Annotated in this window: 16 protein-coding genes; 12 read left to right on the plus strand and 4 right to left on the minus strand. The window is 62.4% G+C overall.

What is annotated here, in order from left to right; genetic code table 11:
• Positions 1-19: 19 nt before the first annotated feature.
• The 5 genes from alc to G7025_RS00420 all read left to right on the plus strand — a co-directional run bounded on the left by alc (position 20) and on the right by G7025_RS00420 (position 5457).
• Positions 20-1015 (plus strand): allantoicase, encoded by a 996-nt coding sequence (gene alc, locus G7025_RS00400; RefSeq protein WP_181075738.1) that lies wholly within the window; start codon positions 20-22, stop codon positions 1013-1015.
• Positions 1016-1135: 120 nt separating this feature from the next.
• Entirely contained in the window at positions 1136-1639 is a 504-nt protein-coding gene (locus G7025_RS00405) for an ureidoglycolate lyase (protein WP_181075740.1), read from the plus strand.
• 51 nt (positions 1640-1690) lie between these two features.
• On the plus strand, positions 1691-2977 hold the full coding sequence (locus G7025_RS00410) for a urate hydroxylase PuuD (RefSeq protein ID WP_181075742.1): 1287 nt from the start codon (positions 1691-1693) through the stop codon (positions 2975-2977).
• A 118-nt stretch (positions 2978-3095) separates the two neighbouring features.
• Positions 3096-4442 (plus strand): nucleobase:cation symporter-2 family protein, encoded by a 1347-nt coding sequence (locus G7025_RS00415; RefSeq protein ID WP_181075744.1) that lies wholly within the window; start codon positions 3096-3098, stop codon positions 4440-4442.
• Between the two features lie 229 nt (positions 4443-4671).
• The gene (locus tag G7025_RS00420) at positions 4672-5457 is read left to right on the plus strand and encodes an outer membrane protein OmpK (RefSeq protein ID WP_181075746.1); all 786 of its coding nucleotides are present in this window, start codon (positions 4672-4674) and stop codon (positions 5455-5457) included.
• A gap of 47 nt (positions 5458-5504) precedes the next feature.
• Here the strand turns inward: G7025_RS00420 and G7025_RS00425 are convergent, their stop codons facing one another.
• Positions 5505-6653 carry a patatin-like phospholipase family protein gene (locus G7025_RS00425; protein WP_181075748.1) on the minus strand — a complete coding sequence of 383 codons (1149 nt, stop codon included), beginning with the start codon at positions 6651-6653 and terminating at the stop codon, positions 5505-5507.
• 30 nt (positions 6654-6683) lie between these two features.
• A complete protein-coding gene (locus G7025_RS00430) occupies positions 6684-7619 on the minus strand; it encodes a lipid A biosynthesis lauroyl acyltransferase (protein WP_181075750.1) in 936 nt (311 codons plus the stop codon).
• Positions 7620-7739: 120 nt separating this feature from the next.
• Here G7025_RS00430 and minC point away from each other — a divergent pair, with 120 nt between their 5' ends.
• From minC to G7025_RS00465, 7 genes are all read left to right on the plus strand, one after another.
• Positions 7740-8477 (plus strand): septum site-determining protein MinC, encoded by a 738-nt coding sequence (gene minC / locus G7025_RS00435; RefSeq protein ID WP_181076166.1) that lies wholly within the window; start codon positions 7740-7742, stop codon positions 8475-8477.
• A 200-nt stretch (positions 8478-8677) separates the two neighbouring features.
• A complete protein-coding gene (gene minD, locus G7025_RS00440; RefSeq protein WP_034099397.1) occupies positions 8678-9490 on the plus strand; it encodes a septum site-determining protein MinD in 813 nt (270 codons plus the stop codon).
• A 3-nt stretch (positions 9491-9493) separates the two neighbouring features.
• Positions 9494-9748, plus strand: a complete 255-nt coding sequence (minE, locus tag G7025_RS00445) for a cell division topological specificity factor MinE (protein ID WP_003175252.1) — start codon at positions 9494-9496, stop codon at positions 9746-9748.
• Positions 9749-9844: 96 nt separating this feature from the next.
• A complete protein-coding gene (locus tag G7025_RS00450) occupies positions 9845-10480 on the plus strand; it encodes an RluA family pseudouridine synthase (RefSeq protein WP_181075752.1) in 636 nt (211 codons plus the stop codon).
• Between the two features lie 170 nt (positions 10481-10650).
• Complete coding sequence (locus G7025_RS00455) at positions 10651-11940, plus strand: M18 family aminopeptidase (protein WP_181075753.1); 1290 nt, start codon at positions 10651-10653, stop codon at positions 11938-11940.
• 137 nt (positions 11941-12077) lie between these two features.
• Positions 12078-12254 carry a hypothetical protein gene (locus G7025_RS00460; protein WP_181075755.1) on the plus strand — a complete coding sequence of 59 codons (177 nt, stop codon included), beginning with the start codon at positions 12078-12080 and terminating at the stop codon, positions 12252-12254.
• A 72-nt stretch (positions 12255-12326) separates the two neighbouring features.
• A complete protein-coding gene (locus tag G7025_RS00465) occupies positions 12327-14492 on the plus strand; it encodes a mechanosensitive ion channel family protein (protein ID WP_181075757.1) in 2166 nt (721 codons plus the stop codon).
• Positions 14493-14528: 36 nt separating this feature from the next.
• Here the strand turns inward: G7025_RS00465 and G7025_RS00470 are convergent, their stop codons facing one another.
• Together G7025_RS00470 and G7025_RS00475 are read right to left on the minus strand one after the other, a co-directional pair.
• Positions 14529-14753 (minus strand): MbtH family protein, encoded by a 225-nt coding sequence (locus G7025_RS00470; RefSeq protein WP_181075759.1) that lies wholly within the window; start codon positions 14751-14753, stop codon positions 14529-14531.
• 82 nt (positions 14754-14835) lie between these two features.
• Positions 14836-16230: an aspartate aminotransferase family protein gene (locus G7025_RS00475; RefSeq protein ID WP_181075761.1), complete on the minus strand. Its 1395-nt coding sequence runs from the start codon at positions 16228-16230 to the stop codon at positions 14836-14838.
• Positions 16231-16441: the final 211 nt, after the last annotated feature.

A 16441-nucleotide genomic window follows, 5' to 3' on the forward strand; every position in this document is an offset into this window, starting at 1 on the left:
TCTAAGGCAGACAAGAAGAATGAAAGCGCAACCCGTACCTTTCGAAAAGTTCGTCAACCTGGCCGACGCCCGCTTGGGCACCAAGATCATCTCCGTGACCGATGACTGGTTCGCCGACGCCAACCGCTTGTTCCAGCCGACCCCGGCCGTGTGGAAGGAGGGCGTGTTCGATGACAACGGCAAGTGGATGGACGGCTGGGAGTCGCGCCGCAAGCGCTTCGAAGGTTACGACAGCGCAGTGATCCGCCTGGGCGTGCCGGGTTCGATCAAGGGCGTGGACATCGACACTTCATTCTTCACCGGCAACTACCCGCCGTCGGCCTCCCTGGAAGCCTGCTTCCTGGCCTCCGGCGAGCCTGACGCAAATACCCAGTGGACCGAAGTACTGTCGGCCGTCGAGCTGCAGGGCAACAGCCACCACTACCACGAGATCAACAACGACCAGGCGTTCAGCCACTTGCGTTTCAACATCTACCCGGATGGCGGCGTGGCGCGTCTGCGTGTGTACGGCGTGCCGTTCCGCGACTGGTCGGTGGTGGGCGACAACGAACAAGTCGACCTGGCGGCGGCGCTCAACGGCGGTCGCGCCCTGGCGTGCTCCGACGAACACTTCGGCCGCATGAGCAACATCCTCAACCCAGGCCGTGGCATCAACATGGGCGATGGCTGGGAAACCGCGCGTCGCCGCACGCCAGGCAATGACTGGGTGATTGTCGCCCTGGGTCATCCGGGCGAGATCGAAAAAATCATCGTCGACACCCTGCACTTCAAGGGCAACTACCCGGACACCTGCTCGATCCAGGGTGCTTTCGTGAAAGGCGGCACCGACAGCCAGATCGAAACCCAGTCGCTGTTCTGGCGCGAACTGCTGCCGGCGCAGAAGCTGGAAATGCACGCCGAACATACCTTTGCCGAGCAGATCAAGGCGCTGGGGCCGATTACCCACATCCGCCTGAACGTGTTCCCGGATGGGGGTGTAAGCCGCCTGCGCGTGCTGGGCAAGGTCGCTAAATAAGCGGTGAACCCAATCGCGGGCAAGCCCGCTCCCACATTTGGAATGCATTCCCCTGTGGGAACGGGCTTGCCCGCGATAGCAATAGACCAGACAACACAGAACTCGGATAAGAAGACAGCCATGCGCACACTGATGATCGAACCCCTGACCAAAGAAGCCTTCGCCCCTTTCGGAGACGTTATCGAAACCGACGGCAGCGATCACTTCATGATCAACAACGGGTCGACCATGCGCTTTCACAAATTGGCCACGGTCGAAACCGCGAAGCCGGAAGACCACGCCATCATCAGCATCTTCCGCGCCGACGCGCAGGACATGCCGCTGACCGTGTGCATGCTGGAGAGACACCCGCTGGGCAGCCAGGCTTTCATTCCGCTGCTCGGCAACCCCTTTCTGATCGTGGTCGCGCCACTTGGCGATGTACCTGTATCAGGCTTGGTCCGCGCCTTCGTCACCAACGGCAGGCAGGGCATTAATTACCATCGCGGCGTCTGGCACCACCCGGTGCTGACGATCGAAAAGCGGGATGACTTCCTGGTGGTTGATCGCAGTGGCACAGGCAATAACTGCGATGAGCATTTTTTCCAAGAGGATGAGCGGTTGATCCTCGCCCCCCACCAATAAGAGAAGGCCGGATCACCCGACAACAAGGGTGACAGGCGAGAGGTAAAGACTGTGGAAGCACATCTGTTGGAATGGCTGAACCTGAGCGTGCGCTGGGTTCACATGATCACTGGCGTCGCCTGGATCGGCGCTTCGTTCTACTTCGTCTGGCTGGAAAACAACCTCAACCGCGTCAACCCCAAGGACGGCCTGGCCGGCGACTTGTGGGCGATCCACGGTGGCGGCATCTACCACCTGGAAAAATACAAACTGGCCCCGCCGACCATGCCGGACAACCTGCACTGGTTCAAATGGGAAGCCTATTTCACCTGGATGTCGGGCGTCGCGCTGCTGTGTGTGGTGTTCTACTCCAACCCGACCTTGTACCTGCTGGCACCGGGTAGCAGCCTCAGTGGTCCGCAAGGCGTGTTGCTGGGCATCGGCTCGCTGTTCGTCGGCTGGTTTATCTACTCCTTCCTCTGCGACTCGGCCCTGGGCAAGCGCCCTGCCCTGCTCGGCTTCATCCTGTTCGTGCTGTTGATTGGCGCCGCGTATGGCTTCAGCCAAGTGTTCAGTGGACGCGGCGCTTACCTGCACGTAGGCGCGGTGATCGGCACCATCATGGTGGGCAACGTGTTCCGCATCATCATGCCGGCACAACGCGCGCTGGTGGCGGCCATCGCCGAGAACCGCACACCCGATCCGGCCTTGCCGGCCAAGGGCCTGCTGCGCTCGCGCCATAACAACTACTTCACCTTGCCGGTGCTGTTCATCATGATCAGCAACCACTTCCCGAGCACCTACGGCAGCCACTACAACTGGCTGATCCTGGCCGGTATCGCGGTGGCGGCGGTGTTGGTGCGGCATTACTTCAACACCCGGCACAACAGTCAGAAATACGCATGGACCCTGCCGGTGGGCGCGTTAGCGATGATTTGCCTGGCGTATGTGACCGGTCCCAAGCCGGTCGCGGAAGTGGCCAAGGCACCGGCGGCCATCGAGTACCAGCCACTGCCGGAAACCGCCCTGGGCGGTGGTGCCAAGCCCGCCGCGCCTGCTGCGGCACCGGCGCCTGCGCCTGCGCCAGCCCAGGCCACGGTGGATTTCGACAAGGTGCATGGGGTGATCCAGGAGCGCTGCGCCGTATGCCATTCGGCCAAGCCCACCAGCCCGCTGTTCAGCACCGCGCCGGCCGGCGTGATGTTCGATACACCGGCGCAGATCCAGCAGCAGGCGGCGCGCATCCAGGCCCAGGCCGTGGCGAGCCAGATCATGCCGCTGGGCAACATTACCCAGATGACCCAGCAGGAGCGCGATCTGATCGGCACCTGGATCAACCAGGGGGCGCATACCAACTAACAGCCTGGTGCAACTCCAAAATGTGCGAGGGGGGCTTGCCCCCTCCCACAGGTGACTTGCAGTGGTTTAGAGATTGCGTTCCACACAATACAAAAATAAAAAAGATTCGAGGTGTTGCATGTCCCCGTTAGAACCGCAGACTCCTGCCGCGCCCGCCATGGTGCGGCTGCCCCTCTTGCAACTGATTCTGGTCGGCCTGCAACACGTCTTGTTGATGTACGGCGGCGCCGTCGCCGTGCCTCTGATCATTGGCCAGGCCGCCGGCCTGAGCCGTGAAGAAATCGCCTTTCTGATCAACGCCGACCTGCTGGTGGCCGGCGTCGCCACCATGGTGCAGTCGTTCGGCATCGGCCCTCTGGGCATTCGCATGCCGGTGATGATGGGCGCCAGTTTCGCCGCCGTCGGCAGCATGGTCGCCATGGCCGGCATGCCCGGTATCGGCTTGCAGGGGATCTTCGGCGCCACCATCGCCGCCGGGTTCTTCGGCATGCTGATCGCGCCGTTCATGTCCAAGGTCGTGCGCTTTTTCCCACCGCTGGTGACCGGCACCGTGATCACCGCCATCGGCCTGTCGCTGTTCCCGGTGGCCGTGAACTGGGCCGGTGGCGGCAGCGCGGCGGCCACCTTCGGCTCCCCCATCTACCTGACGATTGCCGCGTTGGTGCTGGCCACCATCCTGCTGATCAACCGCTTTATGCGAGGCTTCTGGGTCAATATCTCGGTGCTGATCGGCATGGGCCTGGGTTACGCCCTGTGCGGCGTCCTCGGTATGGTCGACCTCAGCGGCCTGGCGCTGGCACCGTGGGTGCAGGTGGTGACGCCGCTGCATTTCGGCATGCCCACTTTCGAGTTGGCGCCGATTCTGTCGATGTGCCTGGTGGTGGTGATCATCTTCGTTGAGTCCACCGGGATGTTCCTGGCGCTGGGCAAGATCACCGACCGCGAGGTCACGCCAAAGATGCTGCGTCGTGGCCTGCTGTGCGACGCCGGCGCGTCGTTCGTGGCCGGGTTCTTCAACACCTTCACCCATTCCTCGTTCGCCCAGAACATCGGCCTGGTGCAGATGACCGGCGTGCGCTGCCGCTCGGTGACGATCATGGCCGGGGCGTTTCTGATCGTGCTCAGCCTGTTGCCCAAAGCCGCTTACCTGGTGGCGTCGATTCCGCCGGCGGTGCTGGGCGGCGCGGCGATTGCCATGTTCGGCATGGTGGCGGCCACCGGCATCAAGATTCTGCAGGAAGCCGACATCGCCGACCGCCGCAACCAGTTGCTGGTGGCGGTGAGCATCGGCATGGGCCTGATTCCCGTGGTGCGCCCGGAGTTCTTCGCCCAACTGCCGCTGTGGATGAGCCCGATCACTCACAGCGGCATCGCCATGGCCACCCTCAGCGCGTTGTCGTTGAATGTGCTGTTCAACATCCTCGGGGGCGCCGAGCGAGCGGTGGTCGAGCACGCGCACACCTGAATGCCCCATCATCGCGCTGTACGCCCTGTAACAGCGCGCTTGAGGCCAGGCAGGGTTATCAGTATTCTCCGCGCCCGCTCGAATCGATTGCTCTTCAACGCGTTGGCGCGGCTCTTGCTAAACCCATAAAAGCTGACCGATCAGACGATATTCACAGCGAACCAAAGGCGCCGCATCAGAGCGCCTGCACTAAAAGAAAAACATAAAACTTTAACTCGGGAGCAACCGAATGAAACCTATGTTCAAAGGCCTGGTACTGGCGGGATCCCTGCTGGCCGGCGGCCAGGCCGTGGCCGGTGACTTGTTGCAGTGGCAGAACAACAGCCTGACGTATTTGTGGGGCAAGAACTTCACCGTCAACCCGCAGATCCAGCAGACAGTCACGTTCGAACATGCCGACGCGTGGAAGTACGGCGACAACTTCTTCTTCCTCGACCGCATCTTTTATAACGGCAAGGAAGACGGCAACGTCGGCCCGAACACCTACTACGGTGAGTTCAGCCCGCGCTTGTCGTTCGGCAAGATTTTCGACCAGGACTTGTCCTTCGGCCCGATAAAAGACGTATTGCTGGCGATGACGTACGAGTTCGGCGAAGGCGACAACGAGTCGTACCTGGTCGGCCCCGGCTTCGATTTGAACATCCCCGGTTTCGATTACTTCCAGTTGAACTTCTACCAGCGCCAGACCGAAGGCAATCGGCCAGGTGACGGCGTGTGGCAGATCACCCCGGTATGGTCGTACACGATCCCGGTGGGCAACTCGAACATCCTGATCGACGGCTTCATGGACTGGGTGGTGGACAACGACAAGAACGCCCGCGGCACCTACCACGCCAACCTGCACTTCAACCCTCAGGTCAAATACGACCTGGGCAAAGCCATGAACTGGGGCGAGAAACAGCTGTACGTCGGTTTCGAATACGACTACTGGAAGAACAAGTACGGCATCGAAGATTCCGGCGCGTTCAAGACGACTCAGGACACGGCGAGCTTCCTGGTCAAGTATCACTTCTGATCGAACACCGCAGGTGCGCGTGTGAGAGGGGCTCGCCCCTCCCACAGTCAGACAGGCTGCAAACCCAGGAACCGGGTGATCTCTTCACGCTTGGCCAGCGCATCTTTCCTGCCCAACTCGATCAATTCGCTGCAATACCCCGCCTCGAACAACAAGTAGCTCAGCACCCCTGCCCCGCTGGTCTTGGTCGCACCCGGCCCGCGCAGGAACACACGCAACGCCGCCGGCATTTCCTGGCGATGCCGCGCGGCGATTTCGTCGATGGGCTGGCTGGGGGCGATCACCAGCACCTCCACCGGCGCCAGACCGCGCGCCGCGCTGTCGGCCGGTTGCAGATGGCTGAACTGATTGAGGCGTTCCAGCAATTCGATATCGCTTTCCAGGCTGTCGATGAAGGTGCTGTTGAGCATGTGCCCGCCAATCTGCGCCAAGGTCGGTTGCTGCCCGGTGTAGACGCGCTGCACGACCGGCTCGTTGCCACGCGGGTTGCCGCTGACGCCAACCACCAGCACGCGACTGGCACCCAGGTGCAGTGCCGGGCTGATGGGCGCCGACTGGCGCACCGCACCGTCCCCGAAATATTCCTGGTCGAGCTTCACCGGGGCAAACAGCAGCGGGATCGCCGAACTGGCGAGCAGGTGCTCAACCGTCAGTTGGGTCGGCACGCCGATGCGTCGATGGCGCAGCCAGGCGTCAATGGTGCCGCCGCCCTGGTAGAAGGTCACGGCTTGCCCCGACTCATAGCCAAAGGCTGTGACCGCCACCGCATGCAGGTGCTTTTGCCGAATGGCTTCGTCGATCCCCGGCAGGTGCAGCTTGTCCTGCAACAGGTCACGCAATGGCGAGCTGTTGAGCAGCGCCACCGGCACCTGGCGGCCCAGACCCAGCAGGCTGTGAATCAGGAAGCGCCCGGCCTGGCGCGCCACGCCGGGCCAATCGCTGCGCAGCACAAGGTGGCTGCGAAAGCCCTGCCAGAACGCGGTCAGGCGCTCGATGGACGCGCGAAAATCCATGGCGCCACTGGCCAGGCTCACGGCATTGATCGCCCCGGCCGACGTGCCGACGATCACCGGAAACGGGTTGGGCGCCCCCGGCGGCAACAGCTCGGCAATCCCCGCCAGTACCCCCACCTGATACGCCGCTCGCGCCCCACCGCCGGAAAGAATCAAGCCTGTAACCGGTTCAGCTGGGCGCATCGCGTCACTCCATGTGGGGAAAGGTCGGTCTTATCGACGGCGTTTTTCGTACAGTTTCGGTTCACCCGCCGGCCGGCTCTTGAAGCGGCGGTGGGTCCATAGGTATTGCTCGGGGCATTCACGCACGCAGGCTTCGATCCACTGGTTGATGCGCAGGCAGTCGACCTCATCGCTGTCACCGGGGAAGTCAGCCAGCGGCGGGTGGATCACCAGGCGATAGCCACTGCCATCGGCCAGGCGCTCCTGGGTGAACGGCACCACAAGCGCCTTACCCAGGCGGGCGAACTTGCTGGTGGCAGTGACGGTGGCGGCCTGAATGCCGAACAGCGGCACAAAAATGCTTTGCTTGGCGCCGTAGTCCTGGTCCGGTGCATACCAGATGGCGCGGCCGGCGCGCAGCAGCTTGAGCATGCCGCGCACGTCTTCGCGTTCCACCGCCAGGGAGTCGAGGTTATGCCGCTCGCGGCCACGGCGCTGGACATAGTCGAACAACGCGTTGCCATGCTCGCGGTACATGCCGTCGATGGTGTGCTTCTGGCCGAGCAGCGCCGCGCCGATTTCCAGGGTGGTGAAATGCAGGGCCATCAGGATCACGCCCTTGCCGTCCAACTGCGCCTGTTTGAGGTGTTGCAGGCCCTCGACATGGGCCAGCCGCGCCAGGCGCTGGCGCGACCACCACCAGCTCATGGCCATTTCAAAGAAGGCGATGCCGGTGGATGCGAAGTTCTCCTTGAGCAGCCGCTTGCGCTCCTCGGCGGATTTTTCCGGGAAGCACAGCTCCAGGTTGCGCGCGGCAATGCGGCGGCGCTCGCCGGCCACACGGTACATGCCCGCGCCCAGCAGCCGACCAATGGCCAGCAGCGCGCGGTACGGCAATTGGGTCACCAGCCAGAGCAGGCCGAGTCCCAGCCATAACAGCCAAAATCGCGGGTGAAAAAATACAGCTCGAAAACGCGGGCGATCCATTACAGATTCCGGTAAAGACAAGGGCCGCGCATTCTACAACGGTTCGACTCGGCTTGCGGCGGGTGAGTGTTCTCGTTATAAGTCTCGACACTTTTCGTGACAAGCCGCTTTATGCCGACCATGAGCCAAACCGAACCGCTAGACCAAGATCCCGTGTTCCAGTTGAAAGGCAGCATGCTCGCCATCACCGTGCTGGAACTGGCGCGCAACGACCTCGAGGCCCTGGACCGCCAGCTCGCCGCCAAGGTCGCCCTGGCCCCCAACTTCTTCAACAACGCCCCGCTGGTGCTGGCCCTGGACAAACTGCCCGCCGGTCAAGGCGCCATCGACCTGCCCGGCCTGATGCGCGTGTGCCGCTCCCATGGCCTGCGCACCCTGGCCATCCGGGCCAGCCGGATCGAAGACATTGCCGCGGCAATCGCCATTGAACTGCCAGTACTGCCACCGTCGGGTGCACGCGAGCGACCGCTCGATCCGACCGAAGGCGAGCTGAAGAAAAAACCGGAAAAACCACCCGAGCCGACGATCAAGCCTACAAAGATCATCACCACGCCCGTACGCGGCGGGCAGCAGATTTACGCCCAGGGCGGCGACCTGGTGATCGTCTCCTCCGTCAGCCCCGGCGCGGAACTTCTCGCCGATGGCAATATCCATGTATACGGCCCGATGCGCGGACGCGCCCTCGCCGGGATCAAGGGTGACACCAAGGCCCGTATTTTCTGTCAGCAGTTGACCGCTGAACTGGTGTCCATCGCCGGCCAGTACAAGGTTTCCGAAGATTTGCGCCGCGATCCGCTGTGGGGCGCCGGGGTGCAGATAAGCCTGTCGGGCGATGTGTTGAACATCGTCCGCCTTTAACGGATACTGCCGCATTTTCCAAGCATCTCTAGACTCTGATAGCACAGCGAAACCGGCAAGACTTGCGTAGGAATAACTGAAAGCTGGCGTTCCCCATGGGAGCCACAGCTTTTTTCCTACAAGGGCTGTCCGCCTGCAGCGAGTTTCAAGAGATGTTTTTCAGGGGCTGAAAAGTCCTTTTTCCTTAGGGGTGAAACACCTTGGCCAAGATTCTCGTGGTTACATCCGGCAAGGGTGGTGTGGGTAAGACCACCACCAGCGCCGCTATCGGTACCGGTCTCGCGTTGCGCGGCCACAAGACAGTCATCGTCGACTTCGACGTGGGTTTGCGTAACCTCGACCTGATCATGGGCTGCGAACGCCGCGTGGTGTACGACTTCGTCAACGTGGTCAACGGCGAAGCCAACCTGCAACAGGCTCTGATCAAGGACAAGCGTCTTGAGAACCTGTACGTGCTGGCCGCCAGCCAGACCCGCGACAAAGACGCGCTGACCAAGGAAGGCGTAGGCAAAGTTCTTGCCGAGCTGAAGGAAACCTTCGAATACGTGGTCTGCGATTCCCCTGCGGGTATCGAGACCGGCGCGCACCTGGCGATGTATTTCGCCGACGAAGCCATCGTCGTGACCAACCCGGAAGTCTCCTCGGTACGTGACTCGGACCGCATGCTCGGCCTGCTGGCCAGCAAATCCAAGCGCGCCGAAGAAGGCCAGGACCCGATCAAGGAGCACTTGCTGCTCACCCGCTACAACCCTGAGCGCGTCAGCAACGGCGAAATGCTCGGCGTTGAAGACGTGAAGGAAATCCTTGCCGTGACCCTGCTGGGCGTCATTCCAGAATCCCAAGCGGTGCTCAAGGCCTCCAACCAGGGTGTTCCGGTGATCCTCGATGACCAGAGCGACGCCGGCCAGGCGTACAGCGATGCGGTCGACCGCCTGCTGGGCAAGTCCGTGGAACATCGCTTCCTCGATGTCAAGAAGAAGGGATTCTTCGAGCGTATCTTTGGAGGCAATTGAACAATGAAATTTCTCGACTTCTTTCGCGCCAACAAAAAGCCAAGCACCGCGTCGGTCGCGAAAGAGCGTCTACAGATCATCGTGGCGCACGAACGCGGCCAACGCAGCACCCCGGATTACCTGCCAGCCTTGCAGAAGGAACTGGTCGAGGTGATCCGCAAGTACGTCAATATCGGCAACGATGACGTGCATGTCGCCCTGGAAAACGACGGCAGCTGCTCGATTCTGGAACTCAACATCACCCTGCCCGATCGTTGATCGAACGGGCGGTCGCCACGGCGGCTCGGTCATTCGGCTCCCTTCGCGGGAGCCGGGTGGCCCAGCCGCCGTTGGCGTTTGTTACGAGGCTGTTTAATGCCGTTGTCCAACATTCATATCCTTTACCAGGACGCCGCTGTCCTGGTGGTGAACAAGCCGACCCTGCTGCTCTCGGTGCCTGGGCGCGCCGACGACAACAAGGATTGCCTGATCACGCGCCTGCAGGAAAACGGCTACCCTGAAGCTCGCATCGTCCACCGGCTGGACTGGGAAACCTCGGGCATTATCCTGCTGGCCCGCGACGCCGATACTCATCGCGAGCTGTCGCGCCAGTTTCACGACCGTGAAACCGAAAAGGCCTACACTGCCCTGGCCTGGGGCCAACCGACGCTGGACAGCGGCAGCATCGACCTGCCCCTGCGCTACGACCCACCCACCAAGCCCCGCCATGTGGTGGACCACGAATTCGGCAAACATGCGCTGACCTTCTGGAAGGTGCTGGAGCGCTGCGGCGACTGGTGCCGCGTTGAGCTGACACCCATCACCGGACGCTCGCACCAATTGCGTGTGCATATGCTATCCATCGGCCACCCTCTGTTGGGGGATGGCCTGTACGCCCACGAACAAGCCCTGGCTGCGTGGCCGCGCCTGTGCCTGCACGCGAGCATGCTCAGCTTTACCCATCCGCAAAGCGGCGAGCGCCTGCGCTTCGAGTGCCCTGCACCCTTTTAAGTGGTCAACACAGGCAAATGTGGGAGGGGGCTTGCCCCCGATGACGGCGTATCAGTGACAGATGTACTGACTGACACACTGCAATCGGGGGCAAGCCTTCTCCCACATTTGTTATGTGCACTTGCCGCCATCGAACGGTAAACTCCGCGCATTGCTGTCTGGAGCTATTTATGCGCGAAGCGTTGAATCAAGGCCTGATCGACTTTCTCAAGGCCTCCCCTACTCCTTTTCATGCCACCGCCGCCCTGGCCCAGCGCCTGGAAGCGGCCGGTTACCAGCGTCTCGACGAGCGCGAAACCTGGACCACCGAAGCCAACGGACGCTACTACCTCACCCGTAACGACTCCTCGATCATCGCCTTCAAACTCGGCCGCCATTCACCACTGCAGGGCGGCATTCGCCTGGTCGGCGCCCATACCGACAGCCCGTGCCTGCGAGTCAAGCCGCAGCCGGAATTGCAACGCCAGGGCTTCTGGCAGTTGGGCGTGGAAGTCTACGGCGGTGCCCTGCTGGCACCGTGGTTCGACCGCGACCTGTCGCTGGCCGGGCGCGTGACCTTCCGCCGCGATGGCAAGGTCGAAAGCCAATTGATCGACTTCAAACTGCCGATCGCGATCATCCCCAACCTGGCCATCCACCTCAATCGCGAAGCCAACCAGGGCTGGGCGATCAATGCCCAGACCGAGCTGCCGCCGATCCTGGCGCAGTTCGCCGGTGACGAGCGCGTAGACTTCCGCGCCGTGCTCACCGACCAACTGGCCCGCGAACACGGGCTCAATGCCGACGTCGTACTCGATTATGAGTTGAGCTTCTACGACACCCAGAGCGCCGCGGTGATCGGGCTCAACGGCGACTTCATCGCCGGCGCGCGCCTGGACAACCTGCTGTCGTGCTACGCCGGTCTGCAGGCCCTGCTGACCAGCGACAGCGAGGAAACCTGCGTGCTGGTGTGCAACGACCACGAAGAAGTCGGCTCCTGCTCGGCCTGTGGCGCCGATGGCCCGATGCTGGAGCAGACCCTGCGTCGCCTGTTGCCCGAAGGTGATGAATTCGTGCGCACCATCCAGAAATCCCTGCTGGTGTCGGCCGACAACGCCCACGGCGTGCACCCTAACTACGCCGACAAGCACGACGCCAACCACGGCCCCAAGCTCAACGCCGGCCCGGTGATTAAGGTAAACAGCAACCAGCGCTACGCCACCAACAGCGAAACCGCCGGTTTCTTCCGCCACCTGTGCATGGCCCAGGAAGTGCCGGTGCAGAGCTTCGTGGTGCGCAGCGACATGGGCTGCGGCTCGACCATCGGCCCGATCACCGCCAGCCACCTGGGCGTGCGCACCGTGGACATCGGCCTGCCGACGTTTGCCATGCATTCGATCCGTGAACTGTGCGGCAGCCATGACCTGGCGCATTTGGTGAAGGTGTTGGGCGCGTTCTACGCCAGCCACGACCTGCCCTGAAACCAGGACTGCCTGTAGGTGGGAGGGGACACCCCCCCTCCCACATTGGTTTTGCATCCACCTGACCTGCATCACCTGCACTTTGCGCAATCCGACCTAGACTGGTCGATATTCCCCTCAGACAAGGCCGTCGCTCCATGATCCCCATGTCCTCGTTCCACGCCATGCTGATTCCCATCCTGATCGGCATGATCCTGCTGGCGGTAGGCTTCAACTTTCGCGACAAGCCTCTGGGCGTGTTCGGCATGTGGATCGGCATGCTGCTGATTCTGGGCACCGTGGTGTACAAAATCCTGGCCAAGCTGGCCGAATGACAATTGCACTCGCATCTGGCATAGCGCCCTCGTACACTCGGTCAATTCGTCGTCTCCAAGGTTGACCGCCTCGTGCTTTCCCGTCTGTTTGCCCTGCCCTGTTGCCTGCTGCTCGCCCTGCTCATTCTGCTGCCGACCTCGCCCGCCCACGCGGCGGGCCTGCCCGGGTTACTCGCAGGCTCCAGCAAGCCCCAACCGCAGGCCGAGGTGCCCTTGGGGCAATCGCTGGACGAGGTGATCAAGACCCTGGAGAACGACCAGCAGCGCACCCAGTTGCTCAGCGACCTGAAAAAGCTGCGCGCCGCGACGCAAAAGGCCCAGCCGGTCGCCGAGCAAGGCGTGCTCGGCTTGATCGGCAGTACGCTGTCAGGCCTGGAACAGCAATTCTCCGGCAGCGACAGCCCACTGGGGCGCTGGTCCGATGAAGTCGACCAGGCCAAGGACGAACTTGAAGCCCTGATGCTGCCAGCCAGCGAATGGCTGCCGATCATTTTCGGCTTTGCCTTGATCCTGGCGGTGTGGAGCCTGCTGGCCGCCGCGCTGATCTGGCTCAGCCACCGCGTGCGCGAACGTTTCGGCCTGCCCGAAGAATTGCCGCAACATCCACGCACATGGGACATGCTGCGCTTCGCCCTGCGCAAACTCGGGCCGTGGCTGATCGCCCTGGTCATCACCGTGTACCTGAGCTACGCCCTGCCTTCGTCCCTGGGCAAATCCCTGGCGATGGTGCTGGCCTATGCGCTGGTGGTGGGCACCTGTTTTTCGGCGATCTGCGTGATTGCGTTCTCCCTGCTCGACGGTCCGCACCGCCATCGTGCGCTGTACATCCTGCGCCACCAGGCCTTTCGCCCGCTGTGGCTGATCGGCAGTTTCGCCGCTTTCGGCGAAGCCCTGAGCGACCCGCGCATGATGCAATCCCTGGGACCGCACCTGGCCCACACCGCCGCGACCGTGGCCAATGTGATGGCGGCCCTCTCCACCGGTGTGTTCATCCTGCGCTTTCGCCGGCCGATTGCGCACCTGATCCGCAACCAGCCGCTGTCGCGCCGCCTCACTCGCCGCGCCCTCAGCGACACCCTCTCGATTATCGGTACCTTCTGGTACCTGCCGGCGTTGTTGCTGGTGGGCATTTCGCTGTTCGCCACCTTCCTGTCCGCCGGCGACACCAGCACCGCCCTGCGCCAGTCGCTGCTGTGCACGGTGCTGTTGGTGTTGTGCATGGTGATCAACGGCCTGGTGCGTCGCCATGCGCTCAAGCCGCAGCGCGGGCACAAGCGTCATGCACTGTATTCCGAGCGCCTGAAGAGTTTCTTCTACACCCTCGCCCATCTGCTGGTGTGGCTGGCGTTTATCGAGTTGGGCCTGCGGGTGTGGGGCCTTTCCTTGATTCGGTTTACCGAAGGCGACGGCCATGAAATCAGCGTCAAGCTGTTCGGCCTGGGCGGTACGCTATTGTTTGCCTGGCTGATCTGGATCCTCAGCGACACCGCGATCCACCACGCCCTGACGCGCTCGCGCAAAGGCCTGGCCAATGCCCGCGCCCAGACCATGATGCCGTTGATCCGCAACGTGCTGTTCGTGACCATTTTCATCATCGCCGCCATCGTCGCACTGGCGAACATGGGCATGAACGTCACGCCGCTGCTGGCCGGTGCCGGTGTGATCGGCCTGGCCATCGGCTTCGGTGCACAATCGCTGGTGGCGGACTTGATCACCGGTCTGTTCATCATCATCGAAGACTCCCTGGCCATCGACGACTACGTCGACGTCGGCGGCCACCTGGGCACGGTCGAAGGCCTGACCATTCGCACCGTGCGCCTGCGCGACATCGACGGCATCGTGCACACCATCCCGTTCAGCGAAATCAAAAGCATCAAGAACTACTCGCGGGAGTTCGGCTACGCGATCTTCCGCGTGGCGATCCCGTACAACATGGACATCGACGACGCGATCAAACTGATCCGCGAGGTCGGCCAGAAAATCCGCAACGACCCTATGCAGCGCCGCAATATCTGGTCGCCGCTGGAGATCCAGGGCGTGGAGAGCTTTGAGTCCGGCAGCGCCATTCTGCGCGCGCGGTTCAAGACGGCGCCGATCAAACAGTGGGAAGTGTCGCGGGCGTTCAACCTGGCGCTCAAGCGCCAGCTGGACGAAGCGGGCCTGGACCTGGCCACGCCGCGCTTGAGTGTGCAGGTAGTGACGGCGGCATCCGGGCAGGAAAAAGACAAAACCGTCTGACTCCCGATCCCATTGCAGGATCGGGAGCGGCGCAGATCAACCGGCCAGTGCCGCGCCGTCCATCTTCTGGCGCAGGCTCAGGGGACGCATGTCGGTCCAGACTTCTTCGATGTAGGCCAGGCATTCTTTCTTGAAGCCGCTCTTGCCCACGGTGCGCCAGCCTTCGGGCACGGCCTTGTAGTCGGGCCAGATGGAATATTGTTCTTCATGGTTGACCACTACCTGAAACAGGATGTCGTCGCGGTCAAATACTGAGGTCATTGCGGTTCTCCGTCGTTCATGGGCTGGCTGTGCAGCGTGCACAGCGTCGATGTCTGTAGAAACGTAGCGCGCCTACAAAAAATTAGAGGCTGGCGACGGCTGCCGCGAGGGCGCGACCGAAAATCTCGGCCACCTGGTCGATTTCGCCGGCGGTGATCACCAGCGGGGGCAGAAAGCGCACCACGCTGGCGTGGCGACCGCCCAGCTCCAGGATCAGCCCGCGCTTGAGGCATTCGCGTTGCACCAACGGCGCCAACTGGCGATGCACCGGAGGGTGGCCCTGGTGATCGAGCGCGCCGTGCGGGTCCACCAGCTCGACGCCGAGCATCAGCCCGCGCCCACGGATGTCCCCCAGGTGCGGGAACTCACGCTGCAGCAGGCGCAGGTGTTCGCCCAGGCGCTCGCCCATCGCTGCCGCGTGGCCGGGCAGGTCATGGGCCTTGAGGTAGCGCATCACCGCCGAGCCTGCCGCCATGGCCATCTGATTGCCGCGAAAGGTCCCGGCATGAGCACCCGGCAACCAGGTGTCGAGCCAGTCGCGATACACCACCACTGCCAGCGGCAGGCTGCCGCCGATGGCCTTGGACAGCACCACCACGTCCGGAATGATGCCGGCGTGTTCAAAGGCAAACATCTTGCCGGTGCGACCGAAGCCGCTCTGGATCTCGTCGACGATCAACGCGACGCCCGCCTGTTCGGTGATACGCCGCAGACCGCGCAGCCAGTCGAGGTCGGCCGGAATCACGCCGCCCTCGCCCTGCACGACTTCCACAATCACCGCAGCCGGCAACAACACGCCGGCTTCGGGATCGTTGAGCAGGTTCTCGAGGTAATGCAGATTGACCCGCACCCCCTCCGCGCCGCCCAGGCCGAACGGGCAACGGTAGTCGTAAGGGTATGGCAGAAACTGCACGCCATGAGCAAGCAAGGCGCCCAGGGGTTTCTTAGGGCCCAGGCTGCCCATCAGGCTTAACGCGCCCTGGCTCATGCCGTGGTAACCGCCCTGGAACGACAACACGGTGCTGCGTCCGGTGGCGGTGCGCACCAGTTTCAGCGCGGCTTCCACCGCATCGGTACCGGTGGGGCCGCAGAACTGGATCTTGGCCTGGCGCGCCAGTTCGGCCGGCAACAGGCCGAACAGGTCCTGCACGAATTGATCCTTCACCGGCGTAGTCAGGTCGAGGGTGTGCAGCGGCAGCTCATCGATCAGCACCTGCCGGATTGCCTCGATCACCACCGGGTGGTTATGCCCCAGCGCCAGCGTCCCCGCACCGGCCAGGCAATCGATAAAGCGGCGACCTTCCACGTCTTCCACATAAATACCCTTGGCGCGTTTGAGCGCCAGGGGGATGCGCCGTGGGTAACTGCGCGCGTTGGACTCCTGCTGACGTTGACGCGCCAGCAGCGGGGTTTCGTCGAACTGATAGAGCGTTTCATGCACCTGGGTATCTTCGATACGGCTGGTAGCGACTGACATCTCTGGATCCCTCAATACGCTGGATGATGGTGACCAAACTGCCGATCCGTTGGCGTCTGGCCCAAGGGCATGCGCACGGATTTCCTGTTCTGGAAACGCACCAGCGAGAAGAGGATTTAGGCGGCAGTGATGAATGCCCCTGATGACCCTAGGCATCTACCCATCTTCGGTGAAAACATAACCTGAAAAAATGAGGTTCTTGTAGCGAGCA

It is taken from the genome of Pseudomonas lurida, assembly GCF_013522705.1.
GTDB lineage: Bacteria > Pseudomonadota > Gammaproteobacteria > Pseudomonadales > Pseudomonadaceae > Aquipseudomonas > Aquipseudomonas quebecensis.

Excerpts from the sequence above, each read along its gene's own strand:
- alc (WP_181075738.1), top strand. The coding sequence starts at position 20 with ATGAAAGCGCAACCCGTACCTTTCGAAAAGTTCGTCAACCTGGCCGAC.
- G7025_RS00405 (WP_181075740.1), top strand. The coding sequence starts at position 1,136 with ATGCGCACACTGATGATCGAACCCCTGACCAAAGAAGCCTTCGCCCCT.
- G7025_RS00415 (WP_181075744.1), top strand. The coding sequence starts at position 3,096 with ATGTCCCCGTTAGAACCGCAGACTCCTGCCGCGCCCGCCATGGTGCGG.
- G7025_RS00420 (WP_181075746.1), top strand. The coding sequence starts at position 4,672 with ATGAAACCTATGTTCAAAGGCCTGGTACTGGCGGGATCCCTGCTGGCC.
- G7025_RS00425 (WP_181075748.1), bottom strand. The coding sequence starts at position 6,653 with ATGCGCCCAGCTGAACCGGTTACAGGCTTGATTCTTTCCGGCGGTGGG.
- G7025_RS00430 (WP_181075750.1), bottom strand. The coding sequence starts at position 7,619 with ATGGATCGCCCGCGTTTTCGAGCTGTATTTTTTCACCCGCGATTTTGG.
- minC (WP_181076166.1), top strand. The coding sequence starts at position 7,740 with ATGAGCCAAACCGAACCGCTAGACCAAGATCCCGTGTTCCAGTTGAAA.
- minE (WP_003175252.1), top strand. The coding sequence starts at position 9,494 with ATGAAATTTCTCGACTTCTTTCGCGCCAACAAAAAGCCAAGCACCGCG.
- G7025_RS00450 (WP_181075752.1), top strand. The coding sequence starts at position 9,845 with ATGCCGTTGTCCAACATTCATATCCTTTACCAGGACGCCGCTGTCCTG.
- G7025_RS00455 (WP_181075753.1), top strand. The coding sequence starts at position 10,651 with ATGCGCGAAGCGTTGAATCAAGGCCTGATCGACTTTCTCAAGGCCTCC.
- G7025_RS00460 (WP_181075755.1), top strand. The coding sequence starts at position 12,078 with ATGATCCCCATGTCCTCGTTCCACGCCATGCTGATTCCCATCCTGATC.
- G7025_RS00470 (WP_181075759.1), bottom strand. The coding sequence starts at position 14,753 with ATGACCTCAGTATTTGACCGCGACGACATCCTGTTTCAGGTAGTGGTC.
- G7025_RS00475 (WP_181075761.1), bottom strand. The coding sequence starts at position 16,230 with ATGTCAGTCGCTACCAGCCGTATCGAAGATACCCAGGTGCATGAAACG.